The sequence below is a fragment of the Desulfobacula sp. genome, from assembly GCF_030611305.1.
Classification (GTDB): Bacteria; Desulfobacterota; Desulfobacteria; order Desulfobacterales; family Desulfobacteraceae; genus Desulfobacula.
The window spans coordinates 12,039-37,477 of record NZ_JAUWQB010000022.1 but is presented as its reverse complement, the minus strand read 5'-3'; the positions used below and the strand labels follow the sequence as shown (position 1 = coordinate 37,477).

24 protein-coding genes and 1 tRNA gene are annotated in these 25,439 nt (G+C 40.6%); 18 read left to right on the top strand and 7 right to left on the bottom strand.

What is annotated here, in order from left to right; translation table 11 throughout:
• Positions 1-5: 5 nt before the first annotated feature.
• Entirely contained in the window at positions 6-251 is a 246-nt protein-coding gene (locus QAI40_RS06385) for a hypothetical protein (RefSeq protein ID WP_299979231.1), read from the top strand.
• On the opposite strand, the gene QAI40_RS06380 is transcribed toward QAI40_RS06385, so the two are convergent.
• Entirely contained in the window at positions 245-649 is a 405-nt protein-coding gene (locus tag QAI40_RS06380; protein WP_299979234.1) for an OsmC family protein, read from the bottom strand. The two genes, QAI40_RS06385 and QAI40_RS06380, sit on opposite strands and share 7 nt — an antisense overlap.
• A gap of 232 nt (positions 650-881) precedes the next feature.
• On the opposite strand from QAI40_RS06380, the gene QAI40_RS06375 reads away from it, so the two are divergent.
• Together QAI40_RS06375 and prxU are read left to right on the top strand one after the other, a co-directional pair.
• Positions 882-1,688, top strand: a complete 807-nt coding sequence (locus tag QAI40_RS06375; RefSeq protein WP_299979237.1) for a DUF2279 domain-containing protein — start codon at positions 882-884, stop codon at positions 1,686-1,688.
• Between the two features lie 166 nt (positions 1,689-1,854).
• Entirely contained in the window at positions 1,855-2,574 is a 720-nt protein-coding gene (prxU, locus tag QAI40_RS06370; RefSeq protein WP_299979240.1) for a thioredoxin-dependent peroxiredoxin, read from the top strand.
• Between the two features lie 69 nt (positions 2,575-2,643).
• Here prxU and QAI40_RS06365 read toward each other — a convergent pair.
• The 3 genes from QAI40_RS06365 to QAI40_RS06355 form a co-directional block, all read right to left on the bottom strand.
• Positions 2,644-2,741, bottom strand: a tRNA-Sec gene (locus QAI40_RS06365).
• Between the two features lie 162 nt (positions 2,742-2,903).
• Entirely contained in the window at positions 2,904-3,386 is a 483-nt protein-coding gene (locus QAI40_RS06360) for a GNAT family N-acetyltransferase (protein WP_299979243.1), read from the bottom strand.
• A 23-nt stretch (positions 3,387-3,409) separates the two neighbouring features.
• Positions 3,410-4,279: a homocysteine S-methyltransferase family protein gene (locus tag QAI40_RS06355; protein ID WP_299979247.1), complete on the bottom strand. Its 870-nt coding sequence runs from the start codon at positions 4,277-4,279 to the stop codon at positions 3,410-3,412.
• Between the two features lie 169 nt (positions 4,280-4,448).
• Between QAI40_RS06355 and QAI40_RS06350 the strand changes: the two genes are divergently transcribed.
• From QAI40_RS06350 to QAI40_RS06320, 7 genes are read left to right on the top strand one after another with little or no spacing between them, the layout of a single operon-like run.
• A complete protein-coding gene (locus QAI40_RS06350) occupies positions 4,449-5,588 on the top strand; it encodes a M20/M25/M40 family metallo-hydrolase (protein WP_299979250.1) in 1,140 nt (379 codons plus the stop codon).
• Entirely contained in the window at positions 5,589-6,824 is a 1,236-nt protein-coding gene (gene larC, locus QAI40_RS06345) for a nickel pincer cofactor biosynthesis protein LarC (protein ID WP_299979252.1), read from the top strand.
• On the top strand, positions 6,821-7,285 hold the full coding sequence (locus QAI40_RS06340) for a phosphatidylglycerophosphatase A family protein (RefSeq protein WP_299979255.1): 465 nt from the start codon (positions 6,821-6,823) through the stop codon (positions 7,283-7,285). Before larC ends, QAI40_RS06340 begins: the two co-directional genes overlap by 4 nt.
• Before the next feature lie 10 nt (positions 7,286-7,295).
• Positions 7,296-8,330: a recombinase RecA gene (gene recA, locus QAI40_RS06335; protein ID WP_299979258.1), complete on the top strand. Its 1,035-nt coding sequence runs from the start codon at positions 7,296-7,298 to the stop codon at positions 8,328-8,330.
• Between the two features lie 26 nt (positions 8,331-8,356).
• On the top strand, positions 8,357-11,023 hold the full coding sequence (alaS, locus tag QAI40_RS06330; protein ID WP_299979261.1) for an alanine--tRNA ligase: 2,667 nt from the start codon (positions 8,357-8,359) through the stop codon (positions 11,021-11,023).
• Positions 11,020-12,054 (top strand): ABC transporter permease subunit, encoded by a 1,035-nt coding sequence (locus QAI40_RS06325; RefSeq protein WP_299979264.1) that lies wholly within the window; start codon positions 11,020-11,022, stop codon positions 12,052-12,054. Before alaS ends, QAI40_RS06325 begins: the two co-directional genes overlap by 4 nt.
• Complete coding sequence (locus QAI40_RS06320; RefSeq protein WP_299979267.1) at positions 12,051-13,091, top strand: ABC transporter permease; 1,041 nt, start codon at positions 12,051-12,053, stop codon at positions 13,089-13,091. Before QAI40_RS06325 ends, QAI40_RS06320 begins: the two co-directional genes overlap by 4 nt.
• A gap of 29 nt (positions 13,092-13,120) precedes the next feature.
• On the opposite strand, the gene QAI40_RS06315 is transcribed toward QAI40_RS06320, so the two are convergent.
• Entirely contained in the window at positions 13,121-13,978 is an 858-nt protein-coding gene (locus tag QAI40_RS06315; RefSeq protein ID WP_299979270.1) for a YitT family protein, read from the bottom strand.
• Between the two features lie 210 nt (positions 13,979-14,188).
• Between QAI40_RS06315 and QAI40_RS06310 the strand changes: the two genes are divergently transcribed.
• Genes QAI40_RS06310 through QAI40_RS06295 form a run of 4 tightly spaced genes read left to right on the top strand, consistent with a single transcriptional unit; the run spans position 14,189 to position 19,628 of the window.
• Complete coding sequence (locus QAI40_RS06310) at positions 14,189-15,943, top strand: FAD-dependent oxidoreductase (RefSeq protein ID WP_304511519.1); 1,755 nt, start codon at positions 14,189-14,191, stop codon at positions 15,941-15,943.
• A 12-nt stretch (positions 15,944-15,955) separates the two neighbouring features.
• A complete protein-coding gene (locus tag QAI40_RS06305; RefSeq protein WP_304511518.1) occupies positions 15,956-16,990 on the top strand; it encodes an NAD(P)/FAD-dependent oxidoreductase in 1,035 nt (344 codons plus the stop codon).
• A 29-nt stretch (positions 16,991-17,019) separates the two neighbouring features.
• A complete protein-coding gene (locus QAI40_RS06300) occupies positions 17,020-18,780 on the top strand; it encodes a 2-oxoacid:acceptor oxidoreductase subunit alpha (protein ID WP_299979278.1) in 1,761 nt (586 codons plus the stop codon).
• Positions 18,780-19,628: a thiamine pyrophosphate-dependent enzyme gene (locus tag QAI40_RS06295; RefSeq protein ID WP_299979281.1), complete on the top strand. Its 849-nt coding sequence runs from the start codon at positions 18,780-18,782 to the stop codon at positions 19,626-19,628. Before QAI40_RS06300 ends, QAI40_RS06295 begins: the two co-directional genes overlap by 1 nt.
• Here QAI40_RS06295 and QAI40_RS06290 read toward each other — a convergent pair.
• Positions 19,625-20,506 (bottom strand): hypothetical protein, encoded by an 882-nt coding sequence (locus QAI40_RS06290; protein WP_299979284.1) that lies wholly within the window; start codon positions 20,504-20,506, stop codon positions 19,625-19,627. The two genes, QAI40_RS06295 and QAI40_RS06290, sit on opposite strands and share 4 nt — an antisense overlap.
• 175 nt (positions 20,507-20,681) lie before the next feature.
• Between QAI40_RS06290 and QAI40_RS06285 the strand changes: the two genes are divergently transcribed.
• The 4 genes from QAI40_RS06285 (at position 20,682) to QAI40_RS06270 (ending at position 24,903) form a co-directional block, all read left to right on the top strand.
• Positions 20,682-21,335, top strand: a complete 654-nt coding sequence (locus tag QAI40_RS06285) for a LexA family transcriptional regulator (protein ID WP_299979286.1) — start codon at positions 20,682-20,684, stop codon at positions 21,333-21,335.
• A gap of 67 nt (positions 21,336-21,402) precedes the next feature.
• A complete protein-coding gene (locus tag QAI40_RS06280) occupies positions 21,403-21,684 on the top strand; it encodes a hypothetical protein (protein ID WP_299979289.1) in 282 nt (93 codons plus the stop codon).
• Positions 21,685-21,875: 191 nt separating this feature from the next.
• Positions 21,876-23,510 carry a GAF domain-containing sensor histidine kinase gene (locus tag QAI40_RS06275; RefSeq protein WP_299979292.1) on the top strand — a complete coding sequence of 545 codons (1,635 nt, stop codon included), beginning with the start codon at positions 21,876-21,878 and terminating at the stop codon, positions 23,508-23,510.
• A gap of 10 nt (positions 23,511-23,520) precedes the next feature.
• On the top strand, positions 23,521-24,903 hold the full coding sequence (locus QAI40_RS06270; protein ID WP_299979295.1) for a sigma-54-dependent transcriptional regulator: 1,383 nt from the start codon (positions 23,521-23,523) through the stop codon (positions 24,901-24,903).
• Between the two features lie 7 nt (positions 24,904-24,910).
• On the opposite strand, the gene QAI40_RS06265 is transcribed toward QAI40_RS06270, so the two are convergent.
• The gene (locus QAI40_RS06265; protein WP_299979298.1) at positions 24,911-25,279 is read right to left on the bottom strand and encodes a cupin domain-containing protein; all 369 of its coding nucleotides are present in this window, start codon (positions 25,277-25,279) and stop codon (positions 24,911-24,913) included.
• Positions 25,280-25,439 lie beyond the last annotated feature (160 nt).

The window sequence follows — 25,439 nt, the reverse complement described above, 5'->3', positions numbered from 1 at the left end:
GTCACATGTCCGTCGGACATGTTGCAAGAGCATTGGAAGAAGCCAAAATAGCGACTATTGTTATTGCGGTCAAAGCCTTTGAAACCCGGATGAGAATGATGTCCCTGCCACGGGTGTTGCTTGTGCCACAACTTTTGGGACGACCTTTGGGAAGTCCCTTTGATGAAAAATTACAGATAGACATTTTAAAAACAGCACTGCAATTGCTTGAAAAAGCAGAACAAAATGGAATTGTTCAAGACTATCACTGATCCAGATAGGCCACGGCAGTATTTATTTTTATATCCGGGTGAAGTTGATTTTTAACAGCACATCCGTTCATGGATTTTATAATCGGTTTGATATATTTTTCAGGGAAGTGTTGATTGACATGAAGGGTAAGATTGACCTGGTCCATGAGTTTTTGCTCTTCTTTGAAAAAGACTTCAATAAAAAGATGCATGTCGCCCGTGGAAAGTTTCCTTACATCACAAAAGGATTTTGCATATATTCCGGCGCAGGCTCCCAGGGAAGAGATGAAAACATCAAAAGGCTCGGGTGCGGTCTCATCCCCTCCATTCTCTTTGGCCTGGTCAGTTTTAATTTTAAAATTGTCAAATGCGACATCTATTTTTTTATTGTCGGGAAAGGTTACTTCAAATCCACCCATTCTTTTTCTCCATTCTTTGTTAAGTTCAAGTCATTCAAACCAGACGGGATAATTTTTCTTATACTACGTCAGGATGTTTCGCAACCTATCTTTTCAAATATCGCTTTTTATGACCGTTATTATTCACAGCAATTTAAAATTGAAAATGGCATTCATAACATCTTGCTTTTATAAATCAAAAAGATTAATTCAAATTAAAGACCGGGTTAAAAATTTATCCTGGAGGTTCATCATGCGATATATTCTTTTAATATGTATCCTGCTTTATCCTTTAACAGTATCAGGGTTTGATACTGATTTTTCAAAAGAAGAAAAGGTGGTAATGACAAATATTGCAGGATTGGCTGCTGTTACAGCCTGGGGTGTTGCAAACTGGAATTATTTTGGGAATTCGCCCTCCAGAGCAAATGAAGGTTGGTTTTCTGAGAACACTAAAGAAGGGGGTGCAGATAAACTGGCTCATTTTTATCTTAGCTACACATTGTCGCATGCTCTTGGCAGTCTCTATGAAAATTGGGGATATTCCCATAGGAAAGGGGCGTTATTAGGTTCGTGGTCTTCTTTTGGTATTATGAGCTTGATGGAGATAGGGGATTCATTTTCCAGTTATGGTTTTTCTTCTGAAGATTTTATTATGAATTGTATCGGCAGTATTGCCGGCTATTTTCTTTACACAAGTCCTGAATTATCAAGAAAAATTGATTTCAGGGTTGAATATATTCCAAACTTTGATTCCGTGGATTTTTTTACAGATTATGAGCATTCAAAATATCTTATGGCATTGAAGCTTGATGGGTTTGACTGTGTTAAAAAAAAATATTTAAAATATCTTGAATTGCATGTTGGATATTACACAAGGGGATATTCAAATGGTATAGATAAAAAAAGGAATATATATGTTGGAGTCGGTATAAATCTCTCGAAAATTTTTAATGATCTTTCAATGAAAAAGATATCAAAAATTGCTAATTATATTCAATTACCCTATACATATATAAGTATTAAAAAAAATTTGAATACTTATTCTATTCAACCCTAGAAGGAACACATGACCATATTCAATATTCTTCTTGTCGATGACGAAAAGCCGTTTATTGAAACTTTTTATTAGTTGATCTTTTATTTTTTTCTGATATACAGAAAAGATTGTTGAATTCATTATTGTGCTGTTCAAAAAACCTAAAAACTCAAATTGAGGAGAACTTATGGCAGAAGAACTAAAAGCTGGATGTGCTCGACCCACAGGTGGTCCGGTAGGCGAAACAGTCCCTGAACAAACACCTGAAAGAGATAATGAAAAAAAGGAGATCATGAGTATGATACAAGTTGGCAGAAAAGCGCCTGATTTTACTGCGCCAGGCTACCAGAATGGCAAATTCATTAATGTAAAGTTATCTGAAAACCTTGGGAAATGGGTTCTTCTTTGTTTCTACCCGGGTGATTTTACATTTGTATGAGCAACGGAAATTTCAGCAGTTGCTGAAAAATACCCTGAATTTCAAAAGCTTGGAGTAGAAATTTTATCCATGAGTATTGACAGTATGTTCGTACACAAAATGTGGAATGATCATGAGCTGTCCAAAATGGTAGATGGGGGTGTTCCTTTTGCTATGCTATCTGACTCCGGCGGTAGAGTGGGAAAGGCCTATGGTGTTTATGATGAGGACGCAGGTGTTGAGACACGCGGAAGATTTATTATCGATCCAGATGGAATTATTCAAGGATACGAAGTGCTAACGCCACCAGTAGGAAGAAATGTTAATGAATCGTTCCGGCAAGTACAAGCCTTTCAGCTTGTAAGAGACTCAAAAGGAACACAAGCCACTCCATCCGGTTGGAAACCGGGCAAGATGACGCTTAAGCCGGGGCCAGAACTGGTAGGTAATGTTTGGAAAGAGTGGAAAACTGAAATGGCATTCGAGTAAATAAAAACAGTTGCACACAAAAGCATAAATCGTATTGATTTTTAAGTAGCTGAAGGTATTGGATAAAAATGGCGGAAGTGCATGGGAATCGAACCCACCCGGGACGGTTCTAGCGCCCCACATCGGATTTGAAGTCCGAGGGCCCCACCAGTGAGCCGCGCACTTCCGCATCAAAATAACGAAGAATGATACACCTGAAGAGCCTTGTTTGTCAACCTGTTTTACGGTTTTTCATTCAAAAATATAAAGAAAACTCAGAGTGTTTTGTAACACATTTTCATGCTGATTTTGAGGACAACGGAGCAATTAGCCTTTTACTTCAATTGTTTTTAAGTATTTGCAAAGGTTTCAAGAGCTTTACCCTCTAAACGATAGCCCACCCATTCATCCTGTGGTTTTGCACCTATTGACTGATAAAGCTGGATGGCTGGTTCATTCCAGTTAAGAACACTCCACTCAAAGCGTCCACAATTATTTAAAAGGGCACTTTTTGCAAGATATTTCAAAACAGCCATACCTGCTCCTTTGCCTCTATATTCCGGAGATACGTATAAATCTTCAAGATACAACCCATGTTTCCCAAGCCATGTTGAATAATTAAAAAAATAAACAGCATAGCCAACCGGTTCATTGATAATATTGCAAATCAGGGCATGGGTGCCTGAATTTCTACCGAACAAAGAGACTTCAATATCAGACACGGTAGCAATCACCTCTTGTTTTGCTTTTTCATAGATAGCAAGTTCTGTGACAAACCGTAGAATAAGACCTGAATCTTCAATTGTTGCTTTACGAATTTTTATTGCAGACACTCGACGCTCCAGTTTTATTTCTTTTAAATGAGTTCTTTGATCTTTTTGATATATGCCGGTGTTGTACCACAGCAGCCGCCAACAATTTCCACGCCAAGCGCTTTGATTTTTTTGATATTGTTTGCAAAAAAGTTTTCGTCCTCCGGATAAAAGACGGCATTGTCTTTTGTTGTCTCTGGCGTACCGGCATTAGGCATAATGATTACGGGAACATCAATCCCTTTTTTAATTTCACCTGCCAGGTCAATCATTGTCTTGCTACCCATTGAGCAATTGGCTCCAACAACTGAGGCACCGGCGTCAACCAGTGATTTCATGCTGTCTTTTGGATTATTTCCAAAAATAGTAAAAAAGCCTTTTTTCATTTTTTTAAAGGTAAGGGAACAAAAAATTGGCTTTTCAGATACTGAACGAACAGCTTTGATGGCTGCCAATGCAATATTAATATCAAAAATAGTTTCAATCAGAAAAACATCAACCCCTTCGTCTTCAAGGAAACCCGCCTGCTGGGCAAAGCAGTCCACAGCTTCATTAAATGAAACAGGGCCCATGGGTTGAAGCATATCACCAAGGGAACCTAATTCACCTGCAACGTACTGACCCTTACCGCAGACCTTTCTTGCAATCCGGACCCCGGTTCGGTTCATTTTTTCCACGCTTTGGGTAACCCCCATTTTTTTTAGTTTTATCGCGGATGCGCCATATGTATTGGCACTTGCCACATCCGATCCGGCATCATAATAGGCCCGGTGTATTTCCATGATGATGTCAGGATGTCTTAAGTTCCATAGTTCAGATGCTTCTCCACCTGTAATACCTTTGCTGATAAGAATTGAGCCCGTGGCACCATCAAAAATAAGACCATCTTTCCGAACTTTTTCAAGAATATCCATGCCTGATCGCTCCTCTATATTCTCAATATATTGCAGCCATTTAGCCACCCCACAAGTGAGCCGCGCATTTCCGTAATTAATTATAGAATTAATAATAAAAAAATAGTATATATTTCCTTTGATTTGTCAAGTTGGTTATACGGATCGTTATTAAACGAAGGAATAATAAATGATAAATTCACAGAGACTGGCACAAAGATTCCAGGCCCTTGTTAAGATCGACTCTCTTTCCCGGCAGGAGCGGGATGTTGCATCGGAGCTTGAAAAAATATTAACAGCAATGGGAGCAACGGTCTGTTATGATACGGCCGGGGAACAGGTGGGTGGCAACTGCTCCAATCTTGTGGCAAAATTTAAGGGGAATGTTGATGCCGACCCGATATTTTTATGCGGTCACATGGATACGGTTGGCCCGGGAAAAGGTATAAAAGTTCAGTTTAAGGATGGTATTTTCAAAAGCGACGGAACAACCATTTTAGGGGCGGATGACAAATCTGCACTTGCTATCATTCTTGAAGTTATGGATGTAATCCTTGAAAACAAAATGGATTACCCGCCAATTGAGATTATTTTTACAATTTGTGAAGAAATCGGTCTTTTAGGAGCAAAGCATTTTGATTATTCCTTAATGGATTCAAAATTCGGTTATATTCTTGATTCAACTGATACAGAAGGGATTGTCACAAAAGCCCCTGCAGCCAACAAGATCATCTTAAAACTTTACGGTAAGGCCGCTCATGCAGGCGCAGAACCAGAAAACGGGGTGAATGCCATTATGGTCGCATCTAAAGCCATTTCAAAGCTTGAACTGGGCCGAATTGATGAAGAGACCACCTGTAATCTTGGAATTATTAAAGGTGGGATTGCCACCAATATTGTCCCTGATTTTGTTGAAATCCACGGGGAAGCCAGGAGTCATGATCTTGAAAAATTAAAAAGAGTTACGGACAATATTGTAAATACGTTTCAGGCTACAGCAGAGGAGTTTAAAGACAATTCTGATCTTCCCAGGATAGAAGCCTTTGTCGAGAATGATTTTCCCAATACAAACATTTCCGAAGATCACAAGGCTATTAAACTTGCAAGGAAAGCCGCAGACAATCTTGGCATTGCTTTGGTAAGCAAGACCATTGGCGGCGGTGCAGATGCAAATATATTTTTTGGCAAAGGCATTGTCGCAGGCGTTCTCGGAACCGGCATGACCGATGTTCACACCTTAAATGAATCTATTGCCATCAAAGACATGGAGGCCTCAGCAAAGCTGGTGCTTGAGATTTTAAAGATTTATGCAGCAGGAGAAATATCATAGATGATCGCCTATGTTGACATGTTTTCCGGCATCAGCGGAGATATGACCTTAGGCGCCTTGATTGATCTTGGCGTGCCGGTTGACTGGATAAAAGAGGAGCTGTCAACTGTTTTAAAAGGATTTAAACTAAAGACAACTATCGTATATAAGCATCATTTAAAGGCAACGGACTTAATTGTGGATGTTAATGATGAAGAAAGATCATCAAGGAACTACAAAGATATTAAGGACTTGATTAAAAACAGTTCTTTGCCTGAAAAGGTGAAGGAGAACAGTCTTTCTGCCTTTAAAAAAATAGCCCGGGCTGAGTCAGTAATTCATGGCAAAGATATTGAAACTGTCCATTTTCATGAAATCGGCGGCATTGATTCCATTGTTGATATTATTGGATCTTTTCTTTGTGTGGAGTATCTTGGCATTAAAAAGGTATATGCCTCCCCAATTCCTTTGGGATCAGGATTTGTGACGTGTTCACATGGAAAAATACCGGTTCCGGTTCCGGCAACCCTATTGATTTTAAAAGATATTCCTGTAACACCCTCAGATGCAAAAACTGAGATTGTTACACCGACAGGAGCAGCCATTATTACCACCCTTGCTTCCTTTTTTGGGGACTTGCCGGAAATGACCATACAAAAGGTCGGCTATGGTTCAGGAAAAAGAGATACCGGGTCAGGCCTTCCCAATCTGCTGCGCATTATTCTGGGAGAAAAGAGTGCAGATCAAAAGGAAAAGGGAACGGCCATTCAAAAAGAAGCTATTCATGTTATCAAAACAAACGTGGATGACATGAGCCCCGAAGTTTTAGGATTTTTAATGGAAACCCTGTTTGAAAACAAGGCATTGGATGTCTGTTATATCCCGGTTCAGATGAAGAAAAATAGACCCGGGACCCAGATTGAGGTGATGTGCCGCAAAGAGGATCTGGATAATATTGTTCACATCATACTTACCCAGACCACATCCATCGGAGTGAGGTATCATGAATGTGAACGATTTTTTCTTTTAAGGGAAAAAGCATTTGTTGAAACCTTATATGGAAAATTACAGGTAAAAAAAATAATCAATCCTGACACTAGTATCCGGTTTGTTCCGGAGTATGATGTTGCAAAAAAAGTGGCAGAAGAAAAAAAGATTCCATTAAAAGATGTTTACACCCAAATTTTATCTGATGCCAACCCTCTTGACCCAATCTACTTGACAGGGATTGATGCAGAATATAGAACTGCAAAATGACATTAAAACAGAAACTCATAATGTTTTTTGCCACAGGATGCTATTCTGGTAGAATCCCGTTTGCACCCGGTACGTTTGGAACTATTGCAGCGATTCCTTTTGTACTTGTTTTTTTAATTATTCCTTCATCTTTTTATGGGGTTTATATTGCAGGTTTAATTCTTGCAGCCATTTATTTTTCAGACCAGGCTGAAAAGATATTGGGGAAGAAAGATCCCGGCTGTATTGTTATTGATGAGATTGCAGGATTTGTGGTGACGATGTCGTGGGTTCCCATTAATATCTATACCCTTTCCGCCGGGTTTTTTATATTCAGGTTCTTTGACATTGTAAAACTTGGACCAGTGAAATATTTTGAAAATAATTTTTCAGGGGGTGCGGGTGTGGTTCTGGATGATATTATGGCAGGTGTTTTATCTGCACTAGTGTTAAAAATTCTATATTTATCGGGTATATTTTAGGAGAAAAGGGATGGAAAAAAATTTGGAAAAAGAAAAAGCTGTAAAAACAGCAATGAGTCAGATCGACCGCCAATTCGGCAAAGGATCTATCATGAAACTGGGCGGCAGGGAGATTGAAGCCGTCCCTGTTATACGATCAGGCTCCCTTGCTCTGGATAAAGCCCTTGGGGTTGGCGGATATCCACGGGGCAGGGTGATCGAAATTTATGGTCCTGAATCTTCCGGAAAGACGACCCTGGCACTCCATGCAGTTGCCCAGGCACAAAAGAATGGCGGGATTGCAGCCTTTGTTGACGCCGAGCATGCGCTGGATGTGGCTTATGCCAAGCGGCTTGGAGTGGATTGTGATGAACTTTTAGTGTCCCAGCCCGATACAGGGGAGCAGGCCCTTGAAATTGCAGATATGCTGATCAGAAGCGGTGGTGTTGATATCCTGGTTGTAGACTCTGTGGCAGCCCTTGTGCCAAGGGCTGAAATTGAAGGAGACATGGGAGATTCCCACATGGGACTCCAGGCACGACTCATGTCCCAGGCGTTAAGAAAGCTTGCAGGCACCATCGGTAAAACCAATACCACCATCATTTTCATCAACCAGATCCGGATGAAAATCGGTGTGGTCTATGGCAACCCTGAAACCACAACCGGTGGCAATGCCTTGAAATTTTATGCTTCCATGCGCCTTGAAATCAGAAGGGCCGCCCCGATCAAAGAAGGCCAGGAAATTATCGGGAACCGCACCAAGGTAAAGGTTGTAAAAAACAAACTGGCCCCCCCGTTTAAAAGTGTGGAATTTGATCTCATGTATGGGGAAGGTATTTCACGAACAGGGGATCTGCTTGACATGGGTGCTGAGCTTGAGATCGTGGACAAGAGCGGGTCATGGTATTCATTTGAAGGCGAAAGAATCGGTCAGGGAAGAGAAAATGTAAAACTCTTTTTAATTGATAACCCGGACATATTTGAAAAAATTGAAGCTCAAGTCCGTGAGAAGCTTGGGATCGCAGTCCCTGGCAGCAATGATAATAATAAAGAAACCAAGGCATAATGGTTTAGTGAATTAGGAGTTGTGACATGACAGGCAATGATGCCAGAAAGATTTTTATCGAGTATTTTAAAAAACACAATCACCAACAGGTAAGATCTTCCTCTCTTTTACCTCAGGATGATCCGACCCTTTTGTTTGTGAATTCCGGAATGGTGCAGTTTAAACGTGTGTTCACGGGAGATGAAAAAAGGGATTATTTAACTGCGGTAACCTCTCAAAAATGTGTCAGGGCCGGCGGAAAGCATAATGATCTTGAAAATGTCGGGTATACGGCAAGGCACCATACATTTTTTGAAATGCTGGGCAATTTTTCTTTTGGTGATTATTTTAAGGAAAAAGCTGTTGACTTTTGCTGGGATCTTCTCACAAACGGCTATGGGTTTGACAAGGAAAAACTCTGGGTGTCTGTTTTTTATGAAGATGATGAAGCCTATAATATCTGGCGGGACCAAGTTGGCGTACCGGAAGAAAGAATCGTAAGATTAGGCGAAGAGGATAACTTCTGGTCCATGGGAGATACAGGGCCTTGCGGACCCTGTAGTGAAATTCATATTGACCGTGGCATAGAATTTGGCTGTGACAGCAAAGACTGTGCGGTCGGGTGTGACTGTGACCGGTGGCTGGAATTATGGAACCTTGTGTTCATGCAGTTTGAAAAAGATGAACAGGGCAATATGACACCATTGCCAAAACCAAGTATAGATACGGGCCTGGGCCTTGAGCGGGTGATTTCAGTTCTCCAGGGGGTTCCCACAAATTATGACACAGACCTTTTTGTGCCGATTATGGAAAAAGTCGGGGAACTTTCCAATAAAAAACGGCATGAGTCTGATCTGGTTGAAGTGGCCATGAAGGTCATTGCCGATCATTCCAGGGCAACGGCTTTCCTGATTTGTGACGGAGTGATGCCCTCCAATGAAGGACGCGGGTACGTGCTTCGTCGCATCATGAGGCGGGCCATTCGGTATGGAAGAAGTATCGGGCTTGTCAAACCTTTTATGCATGAGACGGTACAGACGGTTTTTACAATTATGGATGAAGCTTATCCCGAGTTGAAAGATTCTGCTGCATTTATTTTGAATGTGGTGAAGAATGAAGAGGAAAAGTTTCTTGAAACTCTTGATATTGGGATGAAACTTTTAGAAACTGTAATTGAAGATCTTCCGGATCGAGATGATAAAGTTGGATTAGTAGGAAGAGACGGTAAAGCAGTCCTTAGAAAAAGAGAAATTCGTGGGGATATGATTTTCAAGCTCTATGATACCTATGGATTTCCAGTGGACATCATTAGTGATCATGTAAAAGAGATGGATATTGATCTTGATATAGACGGGTTTGAGAGGAATATGGCGGAACAAAAGGCAAGGTCAAAGTCTACTAAAAAATTTGCAGGCGTGGGTGTTGCCTACAAAGCACTCACATCAGAAGGGATAAAGACCTCTTTTAAAGGCTATGACAATATTGAAGGAAGATCTGATGTCCTCATCATTGTTCAGGGTGATAAAGAAATTAAAACAGCTAAACAGGGTGATACCATAGAAATTGTAACCGCTGCGACAGTTTTTTATGCAGAATCAGGAGGGCAGGCAGGAGATGCAGGAAGGTTTGAAAATGAAACTTGCGTCATCACGATCACGGATACGGTGAAAGATCCCACCGGGCTTATTATCCATAAAGGTATGGTTGAAAAAGGCGAGGCTAAAAAGGGGGATACATTTACACTCAAGGTGGATGCACAGAAAAGACAAAATACAGCAGTGAACCATACGGCCACCCATATCCTTCACTCGGCCTTGAGAAAAGTTCTGGGGAATCATATTAAACAAGCCGGTTCCCTTGTGACGGACACAAGATTAAGATTTGATTTTACCCATTTTTCATCTATTTCCACCCAGGATATTCAGGTCATAGAGAATGAAGTCAATTTAAGGATTCGTGAAAATCATTCAATTGAGACCAAAGAAATGAACATGGATGAGGCGGTTAAGAAAGGTGCCACCGCCTTGTTTGAAGAAAAATACGGGGATGTGGTAAGGGTTGTATCCCAGGGGTCATTCTCCCGGGAGCTTTGCGGGGGAACCCATACAAAACTATCCGGTGATATCGGGCTGTTTAAAATTCTGTCAGAAGGCGGGATTGCATCCGGTGTCCGAAGAATCGAAGCTGTAACCGGTCAAACGGGCCTTGATTATATTCATAAGGAACAAGCTCTTGTCGAATCAGCTGCGGGCCTGTTAAAAGGGGCAAAAGAGGATGTGGTAACAAAGGTTGAGGCTTTATTGACGGATAAGAAAATCCTTGAAAAAGAACTTGAAGCCTTAAAAGCAAAAATGGCGTCAAAATCTGTTGAAAATATTGATGATACCATCAGGGAAATAAATGGCGTCAAAGTGATTTCAAAGCGGGTGGATATTGAAAATTCATCCCAGTTAAGAGATCTGGCCGATAAATTCAAGACAAAAATCGGCTCCGGGGTCGTCCTTCTTGGCGCCCAGTCCGGCGGGAAAGCTTTATTGATTTCTGTTGTGACCGAGGATTTGACAAAAGAGTATAAAGCAGGCGATATTGTAAAAGCTGCGGCTAAAATAGTTGGTGGCGGTGGTGGCGGCCGCCCTGATATGGCCCAGGCCGGTGGCACAAAACCTGAAAATCTTGATAAGGCGCTTGAATCAGTATTTAAAACAATGTCATGACCGCATATTTCATAAGACGATTGCTTCTGGTGATACCGACATTCATCGGTATCACTATTATGGTTTTTACCATCACTCGTTTTGTGCCCGGAGGCCCCATTGAAAGGATCATTACCGATACAAGGGCCATGCAGACAGGCCATGGCGGATCAGGCTCATCTTCCATGTCCGGCCCGGGTAGCGAGCAACCCCTTTCCCACGAACAAATCCAAAAATTAAAAGAATATTACGGGTTTGATAAACCTGTATTAACCAGCTATTTTATCTGGCTGGGAAAAGTGTTGAGAGGAGATCTTGGTCAATCCACACGATACTATGATCCGGTTTGGGATATGATAAGAGAACGAATTCCGATTTCTCTTTATTTTGGTATCTTAAGCCTGATCATGATTTACGGGGTCTGCATTCCCCTTGGGATCGCAAAGGCCGTCCGGCATAGAACCGGATTTGATAATATTACATCCATTATTATTTTTACGGGTTATGCCATTCCCGGATGGGTGGCAGGCGTATTCATGCTGGTTTTGTTTGCATCTAATTATGATGTGTTCCCTTTGGGAGGGCTTGTGTCCGAATTGTTTGAAGAGATGAATCTGTTTGAAAAAATTCTGGATATTGCCTGGCATACCATTTTACCCCTGTTTTCCTATGTCATCGGTTCTTTTACCGTGATGACGCTTTTGATGAAAAACACCCTGATGGATAATCTGTCTTCCGATTATGTCAGAACAGCCATTGCCAAAGGACTTCCCTTTAAAAAAGCTGTACTGAATCATGCCATGCAAAACAGTCTGATTCCCTTGGCAACCAGCTTTGGAAATAATATCTCCATCCTTTTAATGGGATCATTCTTGATTGAAAAAGTATTCAATATCAACGGCATGGGGCTTTTAGGATATGAATCCATTCTTGACAGGGATTATCCGGTGGTGATGGGTATCCTTGTTATCTCCTCCCTCTTGTTCATGATTGGTAATATTCTATCCGACATATGTGTTGCGCTTGTCGATCCCAGGGTGAGGTTTAGATGATATCGTTAAATCCTGTCACTATAAAAAAAATCAGACGGTTTCGATCCATTAAAAGAGGATTCTGGTCATTTGTTATTCTTTTTGTGATGATCTTTTTTTCTTTTTTTGCCGAGGCCTTTATTAATTCAAGGGCATTGCTGGTTTCTTATAATGGTAATTTTTATTTTCCAACCTATACAAAGATGATCCCGGGCTCTGTCTTTAATCTTGGCTATGAGTACGAAACCAATTACAGGGACCTTAAAAAGAAGTTTGAGACGTCATCTAATTTTGTCATTCTGCCCCCGGTTCCCTATAACCCTTATGAGAATGATTTGAAACTCAATTCGTATCCGCCGTTCCCCCCCTCATTTAAAGAAAGGCATTTTCTGGGAACCGATAATGTGGGCAGGGATATTCTTGCGCGACTTGTCTACGGGTTTCGGACCGCCATTATTTTTTCCTTTTTCCTTTTGATCATGAATTATAGCGTCGGTATTACCATTGGCTGTTCCATGGGATATTTCGGAGGGAAATTTGATTTAATCTTCCAGCGGATCATCGAAATCTGGAATAATGTCCCATTTTTATATGTGATTATTATCATTGCCTCCATTGTGATTCCCAATTTCGTGATTTTGCTTTTGATCATGGCATTTTTCGGGTGGATCGGCATTACCTGGGTCATGCGAACCATGACCTATAAAGAAAAAGAAAGAGAATATATCCTGGCGGTGCGTTCCCTTGGAGCATCCCATGCAAGGATCATATTCAAACACATTATCCCCAACACTATTTCCGTAATCGTGACCTATGCACCCTTTGCTATTTCAGGGGGGATCGTCGCTTTAACATCCCTTGATTATCTGGGGTTCGGGTTGCCTGCGCCGACACCTTCCTGGGGGGAATTGCTGTCACAGGGCTGGCAGAACATGGAGGCCTGGTGGATTGTCTCTTCTGTCGTAGCTGCCCTTGTAACAACCCTTATGACTGTCACCTTTATCGGTGAGGGCATAAGAGAGGCCTTTGATCCGAAACAGCACACTATTTATGAATAAAAATTTTCAGGTTTTTGGTCAGGCACGAGTTAATAGACTTTTCGTCGGGAAAAGCCTTTGCCAAGTACATTAAAGGTGTTTTCCGTAATCAAGAAGGCATCTGGATCAACAGAAAATGCAATTTCCTCGATTCTTTTGATCTGGAAGGTATTGGCAACAGTCATGATGATATCTTTTTCCATGCCGGAGTATGCCCCCTCTCCTTTTAAAAAAGTTGCACCTCTATTAAGTTTTTTCATGATTTCATCTGTGATCTGTCTGGGATTATTTGAGATGATAAAGATTAATTTTCTCTGGTTAAACAGCGTCATGAAATATTCAATCACCTGGGAGATGATATAACTCATGGTCATGGAATATAAAATTAAATCTGTATTCAATAATCCAAAACTGAAAAAGAACAATACAAAATTAAAACTAAAATTATATGTCCCGATTCGAACACCTAATTTTTGATTTAAAATGATTGCGATAATATCATTGCCACCGGAAGATCCCAGGGAACGAAAGACAATACCGGCGCCTGCACCAATGATGGTTCCGCCGGCAAGGACTGCCAGCATCAGATCCTTGACCGGGATTTCAAATTGGATCAAATCAATGGCAAGGGTCAGGATGATGGCACCGTAGAGGCTGTATAATAAAAATCGTCTGCTGATAAAAAGCCACCCGAGAATAAAGACCGGGATATTTAAAATAAAATACCAGATGCCCGGTGTAAAAACCTGGGTGTAATAAAAAAACAAAATTCCTGCACCGGAAAATCCGCCTGTAATCATTCCATTGGGTATCACTACGGCTTTAAGTCCGATACCGACGATAATACTTCCCAGGGTGATCAGAAAAAGATTCCACGGGATTGAATAGGTTATAGCTTGAAATTTCATGGGTTCCCTCTCATTTTTTGAAAATGATTTTGATAATACAAAATTGATATTAAAGCAAAGCTTTTTTTAAAGCGAATAAAAATAATAAAAATAATAAAATTTATTATTTATTATTTTGACAGACATTAGATAAAACGGTAAGCTATTTTTTCATTCCATCATTATTAGGATCGCATTTTTTCTTTAATTTTTTGAATAGTGGGGTAAGCATTGAAAAAAAATGATCTCTATTCCAAAGAAGAAAAACTCTTTCAGGATAAAAATAAGATTTATTCTGCTCAGTCTGTAAAACAGATTGTCTATTCAACCGATGTCAGAGATTTTGGCCAGGTCGCTAAAAGTATTCCCTGCCAGGATGCCTGTCCTGCCAAAACCAATATTCCGGGATATATCAGGGCTGTTTTTGAAAAAAGATATGGCAGGGCCTATGAATTAAATCGCAGTGCCAATATCCTGCCCGGTGTTTTAGGCCGTATCTGTTCAAGACCTTGTGAATCCGGTTGTCGTCACGGAGAACCGGACAATGGTCTAAGTGTTGGTATCTGTCATTTAAAGCGTTCCTGTGCAGACCTGAAGCCTGGCTCGCACAGGATTATTGAAGGGCTTTATGCACCGACAGAAAAAAAAGTCGCTGTCATCGGCTCCGGCCCGGCCGGGTTGGCAGCAGCCCATGATCTTTCTATTTTAGGACATAAAGTTGTGATTTTCGAGGGCTTGGAGAAACCGGGCGGTATGCTGATGTATGGTATCCCTGAGTTCAGGTTGCCGCGGGATCTCTTGATGCTTGAAATTAAAAATATCCTCAGACTGGGAATCCAATTGAAAACAAATAAAGCCATTGGCGTTGATATTTCCCTGGATCAGCTTAAGAACGAATATGATGCTGTGGTTGTGGCAACCGGATGTGTCAGTCCGAGAAAATTTGATGTTACCGGCGAAGATCTTGAAAATGTTTACAATGGTCTTGATTTTATGAAAGCAGTTAATGAGGGGCAAAAACCCTTTGTCGGTGACAAGGTGATCGTGGTTGGCGCCGGGTTTACGGCAGTTGACTGTGCAAGATCGGCCATAAGACTTGGCGCTTTGGATGTCAGAATTAATATCCGTAAAACTATTGAATATATGCGGATTGATGAGACTGAAAAATATGAAGCGCAGTTTGAAGGGATTAAGACGTATAGCCTTATCCAGCCATCAAAAATTATCGGAAATAACAATAAAGTCACTGCGGTTGAGTTCCAGCGAACCCGAATGGAAAAAACCGACACGCCGCCATATAGAGTTTCAATTCCCATAGAGAATTCACAATTTTTAGTTCCGACAGATTCTGTTATTGCAGCACTAGGTCAAACCCCTGATGAGGCTGTCGTATCAAAAGATCTTGACGGACTGGATGGTGTCTTTGCAGCAGGAGATTTTGTGACAGGTTCTTCGGATGTCATTTCAGCCATTGCCGGCGGCAGGAAATCTGCACAGGCCATTGATGAATATTTGATTGGTGAAAAAAGAAAACAGACCGTGGTCAGGCTTGAAAAGCATGAAACAAGTGACAGACAAAGATCATATGATTTTATTGGCAAGCTCGAGATGAATACCATTGATATGGAAAAAAGACTTTCCAGGGCAACCAATGAAGTGGAAACAGGGTACAATGACGATCAGGCCCATGAAGAGGCCAAAAGGTGTTATCTTTGTAACCTGGAATACGAAATTGATCCCCTGACCTGTATTTATTGTTCAGCCTGTATTGATGTGGCACCAAAAGATTGTATTAAAATGATTGAAAGTGTTCCCGTCAATCCAGATGGAACCTATGGAATATATGAAGAAACAGACGATTGGAACAAAGTCATATCTATTGCCATTGACAATGCCAAATGTATCCGTTGTGGACAATGTCTGGCCGTTTGTCCCATGGATTGTATCAGTGTGACAAAAAAGGAACTCATAGAAATTGATACTTAGTTTACTGGAGGAATGATGCCTTTCAATGATCATTATGTCATCATAGGAAACGGGCCTGCAGGAAATCATGCAGCAATAATTTTGCGGGAAAAAGATAAAGAGGCCAAAATCACCATCATATCCGATGAGTGTGTCCCCTATTATTATAAACCAAAATTGACAGATTTTATTGCCGATGAGATAGCCAAAGAAGATCTCATGGTTAGTTTTTTGGATTCATACAAAGCCAAGGATATCCGAATTCGTCTGGGTCAGGAGGTAGAACGAATCGATCCGGAGTCAAAAACGCTCTTTTTACAGCACATGGAAAAAGTTAATTATTCAAAGCTCATCATTGCCTCGGGAAGCCGTGCAAGGCTGCTGCCCCCCATGTCCTGCTATGCAAACCATTTAAAATTTGTCACTTCCTATACAGATGTTATAGAGGTTAAGGAAGAGATTAAAAAACTAAAAAGCTTTTTTATTTTTGGCGGCGATCTTGTGGGATTTAAATTTTTAAGAATGTTAAATTCCATGGATAAAACCGTGACCATTCTGATCTGTCCCAATGCATTCTGGCCTTATAATTTAACCGATGACATGCTGGCACAAATAACCGAAAGCCTTTCAAAATTTAATGCGGATATCATTGTTAAAGACGATATTTCAACAATTGATGAGCAAAACGGATCATACAGGGTAAAAACTCAAAAGGGGATCGAAAAAAACGTTGATATGGTGTTCTCTTTTAACGGGTTGAATCCCAATATTGAATTTGCGAAAGGATCAGGTATTGATATTGATCACGGTATTCTGGTCAATGAATATTTAAAGACAAATATTGACGGCATTTATGCCTGTGGATCATGTGCCCAGATTTATCATCCCAACATAAGAAGCTATACAACATCCATTGGCTGGCCCAATGCCGTGGTCCAGGGAGAAGTGGCAGCCTTTAATCTTTTGGGAGATCATAAAATTATGGAATCTGTCGGCAGAAAATATTTTGATTTGGAAGGCGTGAAAATTAAGACCACCTGGTGGGAAGATATTGATGATGAGTCTTAAAATTAATGCTCAAACAAGGATAATGATGAATGAAAGATATTAATATAGTTATTGAGATTTGTGGTAGCGCAGGCGAGGGAACCATTTCCGCCGGAGAAATACTAAGCCGTTTCATGAGCGGTCAGGGATTTGAGATCATGTCTTTTGATTCGTATCCGGCAGAAATCAGGGGGTTTGGAAAATGTGTGGCCCACACAAGGATCAGTACGAGCCGTATTTACTCTCCGGGTAAGCTTGCAGATGTGTTAATCGCATTAAACGACAAACACTCCATATTTCAGCTGTCCACTTTAAAGGAAAACGGCATACTGATCTATGACAGTCAACCGGTAAGACCCCACAAAGAGGATAAAAGTGTGGTGGGCTGGACAAAACCCGGTATGATTTCCTACGGGATACCCTTAAATATGCTGGCTCATAAAGCGACAGGTAATGCAAGAGGAATGAATATGGTCGCTCTGGGTGCTTTGGCAGCTCTTTTTTATGTAGATAAACACGGGTTTACCGATTCTATAAAAGCACGTTATGCAAAAAAGAAACAGATTGTGATTGATTCCAATGTGAATTCTTTTTTGGAAGGATATAGCTGGACAAAGAAGAATATTAAAAAGATTGATCCATACTCTTTTAAAGGTATAACCTCGCCCAAACAGAAAGAAAAACTTATTATCAACGGCAATCAACTGGTGGCAAAAGCGGCCCTGGATGCCAACCTCTCATTTTATGCAGGATACCCCATAACCCCAGCGACAAAAATTATGGAAATATTGAGCAGGGAATTGCCAAAGCATGGGGGAATCTTGTTGCAGACAGAAGATGAAATATCAGCCATTGGTGCTGTCATTGGTGCAGGGTTTGGTGGAAAACGTGCCATGACAGCAACATCCGGTCCGGGGTTTGCCCTGATGACAGAGTTCACAGGGCTTTCCGTCATGGCAGAAGTGCCGGCAGTGATTATTGACTCACAAAGGGCTGGGCCTTCCACCGGCATGCCGACCAAGACAGAGCAGAGCGATTTTAATAGTGCTGTATCAGGAGGGACGGGTGACTGCCCGAGAATTGTCCTTGCACCCACTGATACAAAGTCCTGCTATGAGGCAACGGTTCTGGCCCTCTATCTTGCTGAAAAATACCAGACCCTTGTGGTGCTGTTGCTCGATTTTTTTCTGTCCAACAGTATCAGGAATATTAATATTCCGGAAAAGCCTTTTTCAGAATACCTTGATGCCAATATTGCACCGGATAAAAATGATCTTAAAGATTACCAGAGATATAAGATTACAAAAAACGGTATTTCACCACGGGCCATTCCCGGAACACCCGGCGGCATGTTCTTTTCAACTGGACTGGAGCATGATGCGTCTGGCAGGCCAAATTACAGTGAGGCCGGTCATCTGGAAATGACCCAAAAGCGATTTCGAAAATTCAACACGGTTCTTTCAGAAGCACCTGCACCTGAAATATCGATAATTGACAGGGATGAATTTGACATTGGCGTTATCTCCTGGGGATCATCCGCAGGGGCAGCTCACGAGGCTGCCATGTCTGCTCAAAAGAAAGGGATCAATGCATCTTCTTTCAGCTCCATGATGGTGTCGCCTTTTCCTGAAAAAGCGTTGATTGAGTTTGCAGATAAATGTAAAAAAATTCTTATTCCAGAACTGAACTTTTCAGGACAATTTGCCAATTTTGCAACCCAGATTCTAAAAAGACATGTTGAAAGACTCAATTTTATCACCGGCCGCCCCATGGCCTCAGAAGATATTCTTCAAAAAATGAAGGAAATGTAATGGAAGTAATCAGATCAGCATATTTGGATGAAAAATTAGAGACAGTCAGAGGCATTGATTTTTTACAATACCGGTCGGCAGATCTTCCTACCTGGTGTCCCGGCTGTGGCTATTTTGGAATCGTCGATGCCTTTTACAAGGCCTGCAGGGAACTGGATTTAAAACATGAAAATATTGTAACCGTCAGTGGTATTGGCTGCTCTGGCCGGACCCCGATTTTTATCAATTCCTATGGCTTTCATACCCTCCATGGACGGTCCATTCCTGTGGCATCAGGATTAAAGCTTGCAAGAGAAGACCTGACCGTGTTTGCCATTGCAGGGGATGGGGATGCCCTGGGTATCGGCGGCGGGCATCTGCCCCATGTGGCAAGAAAAAATATCAATATCACTTTTCTGCTGTTCGATAATTCCATTTACGGGTTGACCAAAGGCCAGTCTTCTTCAACAACACCCTATGAAATGAGGACCAATTCCCACCCGGCGGGAAATCCGGATACCCCATTGAATCCTATTAAGCTTGCACTCTCCTATGGCGCATCGTTTGTGGCAAGAGGGTATGCAGGTGATCCCCAGGGATTAAAACAAATCATCAAAGAGGCAACACTGCATCAAGGGTTCAGTTTTATCCAGATTTTGACCCCATGCGTGACCTTTGATAAGGAAAACAAGACCTGGAAGAATCTTAACGAGAAGGTATACGAGTTAAATCGGCGCAAAGAAGAAAAAAATATGGAGACTGCCATGCGGATGGCTGAAAATGAGCCCTATGGTGTCGGGATTTTTTTCCAGGACAAGGAAAGGCTCCATTACCAGGAAATCCTGCGGAACCTGAATAAAGCAGATTAGGAGCGCCAGGCCTTGTCCACGTAAAATTTTTTGTAGAACTCTTTTTCAAGAGCCTTTACTTTCTTTTTTCTCTCTGGTGATAAAAAAAGCCGGTAAAGCGGGTCATCCGTATGGATATCTTTTTGAAGAATTTTCCGTTCAAGGATAGACAGAACTTCGACTGATATATCACAGGAAGGATATCCTTTATCATCGATAAGGATCGAATCGTCAAGTTTGATTTTAACAATATTGTTGATGTCAACCAGTTTTAGAGCCCCATCAGGGGTTAATATCAGATTGCCGACACCTGCAAGGTCAGGAATATGTCCCGTATCGGTGATCATCTGCCGGGTTCTTTTAACGAATTCCGCTATATTTTTCTGAGCCTTTCGAACCAATGTCTGAAGTTGAGAATCATCGTGTATATTGAATTTGAACAAATCCCGTAAGTAGTCTTCACCGAACAATCTCCAGGGGTCAAGCATTTCTCCTTCAATATATTCTTGAAGACCGCACAGGACAATTTGGCTTGTTCCTGCTCCTGTATAGTCAACAATAAATTCATCAGATTCTGCAATGAACCCCGGCCCCAGAAATTTTAACAATATGTGATATTTTTTTATTTCGTAAAAAATCTCTTCTTTATTTTCAAACTTGTTTCTTAAGATTCTGAACATTTTTTTCGGTTTGGCCCTGGGAAACATTCGTACGCCATCCATGTCCAGTCCGTAAGTTTCCTTTAGAACATCTTCGGCCATGAGAATTTCAAAAATGTGAGACCTTAAGCCCGACCGGTAATGTTTCCGGAAGATATAGCGACCTGAATCATTTACAAAGTTCAGCTTCTGCACCGCACTTCCGGATAGATAGGCCTGATCTCTTATATCATTCGTCATAGTCATTATATAATTTTTATAAGTTATCTTATCAATTTACAAGCTCCCTTGAAAAAATATAGTGTGCTTCAACTCAGACAAAAGTTGGGAAAAAATAAAAAAAGTGTTGCAATTTTTCATCATATGTGAAAAAAAAGAAGATAATCTAAACTGGATGGATAATTGAAAGGATCATATGACTGAGAATAAAATAGATGCATTAATGAGGAGAATCGTTGATGCTACAGGTATCAGTTCTCAGTCAGAGCTTGCAAAAGAGCTCGAAATTAACAGGTCCGGAATAACGCATGCAAGAAACAATAATAAGATCCCGGATAAATGGATTGTCAAGCTGTATAGGAAATTCGGTTTTAACCCCAAATGGATTGAGACCGGTATTGGAAACGTGTTTATTCATACACAATCAGGCAGTGATGTTGAATTTAAATATATTCCAAAAGTGGTGGCAAGACTGTCTGCAGGCACCGGGTCTTTTGACTGTGAAGAAAATATAACGAATTATCTCTCCTTTCAAACAAAGTGGCTGGCAGGCAAGGGGTCTGCCAACCATATGGTTGCCATGGAAGTTTTCGGGCAGAGTATGGAACCGGTGATAAAAGAGGGTGATACCGTTCTGATTGATCAATCTCAAAAAAATATACTTGCCGGGGCTATATATGCAGTGGGTGTGGAAGACACGATTTTAATAAAAAGATTGGAAAAACATCCCAACAAACTGGTCCTTTGCAGTGACAACAAGGACTATGAACCTATCTACCTCAAGAGAGAAGAGACAGATAAAGTAAGAATTATCGGCAAGATCATCTGGAGTTGTCGAGAATACAGGTAGATTTTTTTTGAGTGCTGTGTTTAGTTTTTTCAACAATTGTGAGATATTTAAAACAAGAGGTATGTAAATGCAACGAATTCAAAAAACAATATATGAAAAATGTTTCATATGGGTTACCGGAACAGCCTGGATTGCAGGTTTGCTTATTGCCGGCAGTGACAGTCCATATATGCCTTGGCTTAATGGGATTGGACTGCTTTTGTTTTTTGGTGCAGGCATCATACTCGGGAAGCTTCTTAAATCATCGCATTCAAATGCCGGCATCGTGATATATCCTAAATTTTATCAAAAACCTGATGCCGGGGCAGTAACCAGTGGAATTGGCGGGTTTCGTTCAAACACTATTTAAAAAAAGACTTCAAACCAATTGACTTGATCTTTAAACAATGGATCAATGTACTACAACCCTTCTATAATTTAGATCCGGAAATTTTTTACATATAAATCTAAAAATAAATTTTGGTTTTTCCTTGTCATTAGGGCAAAAAACAAATAATCAAGTGGATAATATTTAATGTTTTTGACTTGTAAGGATCTTTTGTGGAGAAAGACTTAAAAATTAAAAAAATTGAACGTCTCAATCTTGTTCTGAGAACCATCAGGGATGTTGGAAGACTGCTGATCAATGAAAATGACCGAGAAAAACTAATTAAAGGTATTTGTAATATCCTGGTTGAAAAAAGAGGATACTATAATGCCTGGATCGGGTTGTTCGAGTCTGATAAAACTATTGATCTCATCGCAGATTCCGGGATTGGATCTCAGCTTGAGAACATTAAAAAAAATATTCAAAATCAACAGTTTACTCGTTGCATTGAGCATACACTTTTTTCAGAAAAAGTTTTTTCTGTCAACGATCCTGTAAAGGAATGTACCCAGTGTATTCTCTCAAAAAACTATTCCAACAGAGGCGCTTTGGCCGTCCGGCTGGAATATGAGAAGAAAAACTATGGTTTTATGGTTGTGTCCATACCCAAAGAGCTTGCCTCAGATGACATTGAAAAGAATATTATGAAAGAAATTTCAGATGATATTGCCTTTAGCCTGTATCGTCTTGATTTGGAAGAGAGAAGAAAATTTACAGAAAAAGACCTTGAACAAAGCAGGATTCGGTTTAAAACCCTGATAGAGAACTCATTGAATAGTATTTCTATCACACAGAACAATAAAGTTGTCTATAAAAATCATGGGGCTAGAAAAATTCATGGTTTAACGAGCGAAGTGTTAGATCCCCCTGAGTTTTTAGACGTATATTCAGAAGACCGGGCCCGAATAAAACAATTGTATACTGAGTTGCTGTCTAATAGAATCAGGCGTATTGAAACCGATTTCAGATATAATCCTGCCGGGAAAGATAAGACAGACCAGGAAATCCGATGGGCCCTTCTAAGCGCGACCAAAATTGATTATCTGGGGGTTGAATCCGTATTAACCAATATTCTGGACATCACGGATTCAAGAGAAGCTGAGAACTTTTTAAGAATACAAGACAAAATGATCTCCCTTGGGAGAGTAACCGCCGGTATTGCCCATGAAATACGAAACCCGTTATCTGGAATATATATTTATTTAAAGGCGTTAAAAAAAATCTATAATCAAATGGGGGATATCACTAAAGTTGTATCGATTATTGATAAAATCGAATTTGCTTCATATAAGATCGAATCGATTATCAAGCGGGTACTGGATTTTTCAAAACCGGGTCAGCCTCAATTTATTATGGCTAATTTGAATGATTATATTGAGGAAATTACAAAACTGACATCGGTTACATTAAGAAAAAACGGAGTTCGGTTTGAAAAAGATCTTGATCCGAACATCCCAAAATGCTTTGCAGAACCTCATTTGATAGAGCAGGTCATATTAAACCTGATAACCAATGCAGCAGAAGCTATGAAAGACTTTCAGGGCGAAAAATTAATCATCCTGAAAACGTTTAAAAATTACGATCATGTTGTCATCACTATCCGAGATACAGGCCCGGGGATCCCCTTATCAAAACAGTCAAAAATTTTCGATCCCTTTTATACGACAAAATCCAACAGTTCGGGTATAGGATTGAGTATCTGTCATCGTATTATTTTAGATCACGGGGGATCGCTAAAGTGTCAGACGTCAGAAAATGGAGGGGCCAAGTTCATCATTGAGCTGCCTTTAAAAAACAAAGAGGTGTAATCAGGTTATTATGATAAAGTATTCCATTGCCATTGTCGACGATGAAGAGATCATCAGGGATGCCCTTGATATAACACTTTCGAATGAATTTAATGTAAGTCTTTTCGAAAATGCAGAATCATTTTTAGCGTCTATTGAGAATAGAACACCGGATCTGGTTTTAATGGATATTGGTCTTCCTGTGATGAACGGTATAGAGGCCCTTGAAATTGTAAAAGAAAAAACAAATGACATACCCGTCATTATGATCACCGCCTATGAAGATATCAGCATGGTGATCCAATCTATGAAGATCGGAGCATTTGATTTTATTTTAAAACCCATTAATCCGGATATCCTGGAACTGACCATTAAAAAAGCGATTTCATCAATTGCACTTATCAAAGAGGTAAAAATTCTCCAGGAAAAGTTTCTTCAGGATAACCAACCCTGTTTTATCGGGGAAAGCAAGAATATTGAAGATGTAATGGATTTCATTAATATGGTCGCAAAAAGTCCTGATACGCCGATTATGATTCTGGGAGAAACCGGCACCGGGAAAGAACTTATTGCAAAGGCTATCCATGCCAGAAGCCCTGTTTTCCAAGGGCCATTTATTCCCGTCAACTGTTCAGCCTTTCCGGAAGACCTGATTGAATCAGAGTTGTTTGGGTATGAATCCGGTGCGTTTACCGGTGCAAACAAACAGGGAAAGAAAGGCTTTATCGAAGAGGCAGATGCCGGCACACTTTTTTTTGATGAAGTTGCGGATTTGAGCCTGGCAGGACAGGCAAAGCTTTTGCGATTTTTAGAGACTGGTGAATTCTATAAGGTCGGGGGAACAAAAAAATACCATGTCCGGACCCGGGTTGTTTCTGCAACCAATAAAAAGATTGAAGAGCTTGTTAAAAAGGAAAAATTCAGAAAAGATTTATATTTCAGGTTGTGTGTGATCAAGGCTGAAATCCCCTCCCTAAACGAGAGGAAAGAGGATATCATGCCCCTTGCCAAACATTTTCTACATGAATTTAATCAAAAATTTTCAAAAACTTTAAAAGGATTTTCACAAGAGGCCGAAGAACATCTTTTATCATATGAGTTTACAGGCAATGCCAGGGAACTAAAAAACATGATCGAACGGGCGGTACTTGTTGCAAAAACCGACAGGCTTGAACTGGACGGGTTAAAGGGTTCGTCAAGTTCGTTGAATGATAAAGGCATATCTGAACCTAAGCCACGTCAGGATCTCGGTCCTGAAGGGATTAATCTTGACAAATTGCTTGAAAATACTGAAAAAAAATTTATGGAACAAGCCTTGGCACTCTCAAAAGGCAATGAAAGCAAAGCCGCAAGATTGTTAAATATGAACCATCACACCTTTAGATACCGATGGAAAAAGATATCAAATAAGTAATCCTCGGTTACATGCCACTGATGGCAACAGCCTGTTTCACCACGGTTAAAAGCATTTTAAACTGAGAGCAGGCAGTTACGGAATGTGGCACATTTGCCGGCATGACCACCACCTGTCCTTTGGTTGCTTTGATTTTTTTGCCATCAATGTTGATAAGAGCTTCACCATCCAGAACCTGAATCATTGCATCTCCGGGGGAAGTGTGGGCACTGATCTCTTCATCCTTATCAAAGGCAAACAGGGTGATGTTGACGTGGGATTTGCTCGAAAGGGTTCTACTGACAACTCTTCCTTCTTCATAATCAACAAGATTAACGATATCCACAGGTGTGGAAAAAGGGATGTTTTTAATTAACTGGGCAGCTTTATCTGTCATGGTCAGTTCCTTTTAAATTTCAAGGCATAATATCTCTGCTGTTATTTTCACTGAACATAACCATGGTTCGGCAATTTTGCAAATTTTTGATTTTCTGCCTCCTGCCTACCTTGGGTTTTCCCCTTGACAGGGTAACGAATTTAATGGATGAATGAATCTT

Bases quoted from the DNA above. Each gene is read 5' to 3' on its own strand.
- QAI40_RS06285 (WP_299979286.1), top strand. From the start codon at position 20,682: ATGACTGAGAATAAAATAGATGCATTAATGAGGAGAATCGTTGATGCT.
- QAI40_RS06305 (WP_304511518.1), top strand. From the start codon at position 15,956: ATGATGCCTTTCAATGATCATTATGTCATCATAGGAAACGGGCCTGCA.
- QAI40_RS06375 (WP_299979237.1), top strand. From the start codon at position 882: ATGCGATATATTCTTTTAATATGTATCCTGCTTTATCCTTTAACAGTA.
- QAI40_RS06290 (WP_299979284.1), bottom strand. From the start codon at position 20,506: ATGACGAATGATATAAGAGATCAGGCCTATCTATCCGGAAGTGCGGTG.
- QAI40_RS06325 (WP_299979264.1), top strand. From the start codon at position 11,020: ATGACCGCATATTTCATAAGACGATTGCTTCTGGTGATACCGACATTC.
- QAI40_RS06385 (WP_299979231.1), top strand. From the start codon at position 6: ATGTCCGTCGGACATGTTGCAAGAGCATTGGAAGAAGCCAAAATAGCG.
- QAI40_RS06280 (WP_299979289.1), top strand. From the start codon at position 21,403: ATGCAACGAATTCAAAAAACAATATATGAAAAATGTTTCATATGGGTT.
- alaS (WP_299979261.1), top strand. From the start codon at position 8,357: ATGACAGGCAATGATGCCAGAAAGATTTTTATCGAGTATTTTAAAAAA.
- QAI40_RS06320 (WP_299979267.1), top strand. From the start codon at position 12,051: ATGATATCGTTAAATCCTGTCACTATAAAAAAAATCAGACGGTTTCGA.
- QAI40_RS06315 (WP_299979270.1), bottom strand. From the start codon at position 13,978: ATGAAATTTCAAGCTATAACCTATTCAATCCCGTGGAATCTTTTTCTG.
- larC (WP_299979252.1), top strand. From the start codon at position 5,589: ATGATCGCCTATGTTGACATGTTTTCCGGCATCAGCGGAGATATGACC.
- QAI40_RS06300 (WP_299979278.1), top strand. From the start codon at position 17,020: ATGAAAGATATTAATATAGTTATTGAGATTTGTGGTAGCGCAGGCGAG.
- QAI40_RS06265 (WP_299979298.1), bottom strand. From the start codon at position 25,279: ATGACAGATAAAGCTGCCCAGTTAATTAAAAACATCCCTTTTTCCACA.
- QAI40_RS06350 (WP_299979250.1), top strand. From the start codon at position 4,449: ATGATAAATTCACAGAGACTGGCACAAAGATTCCAGGCCCTTGTTAAG.
- recA (WP_299979258.1), top strand. From the start codon at position 7,296: ATGGAAAAAAATTTGGAAAAAGAAAAAGCTGTAAAAACAGCAATGAGT.
- QAI40_RS06270 (WP_299979295.1), top strand. From the start codon at position 23,521: ATGATAAAGTATTCCATTGCCATTGTCGACGATGAAGAGATCATCAGG.
- QAI40_RS06355 (WP_299979247.1), bottom strand. From the start codon at position 4,279: ATGGATATTCTTGAAAAAGTTCGGAAAGATGGTCTTATTTTTGATGGT.
- QAI40_RS06380 (WP_299979234.1), bottom strand. From the start codon at position 649: ATGGGTGGATTTGAAGTAACCTTTCCCGACAATAAAAAAATAGATGTC.
- QAI40_RS06340 (WP_299979255.1), top strand. From the start codon at position 6,821: ATGACATTAAAACAGAAACTCATAATGTTTTTTGCCACAGGATGCTAT.
- QAI40_RS06295 (WP_299979281.1), top strand. From the start codon at position 18,780: ATGGAAGTAATCAGATCAGCATATTTGGATGAAAAATTAGAGACAGTC.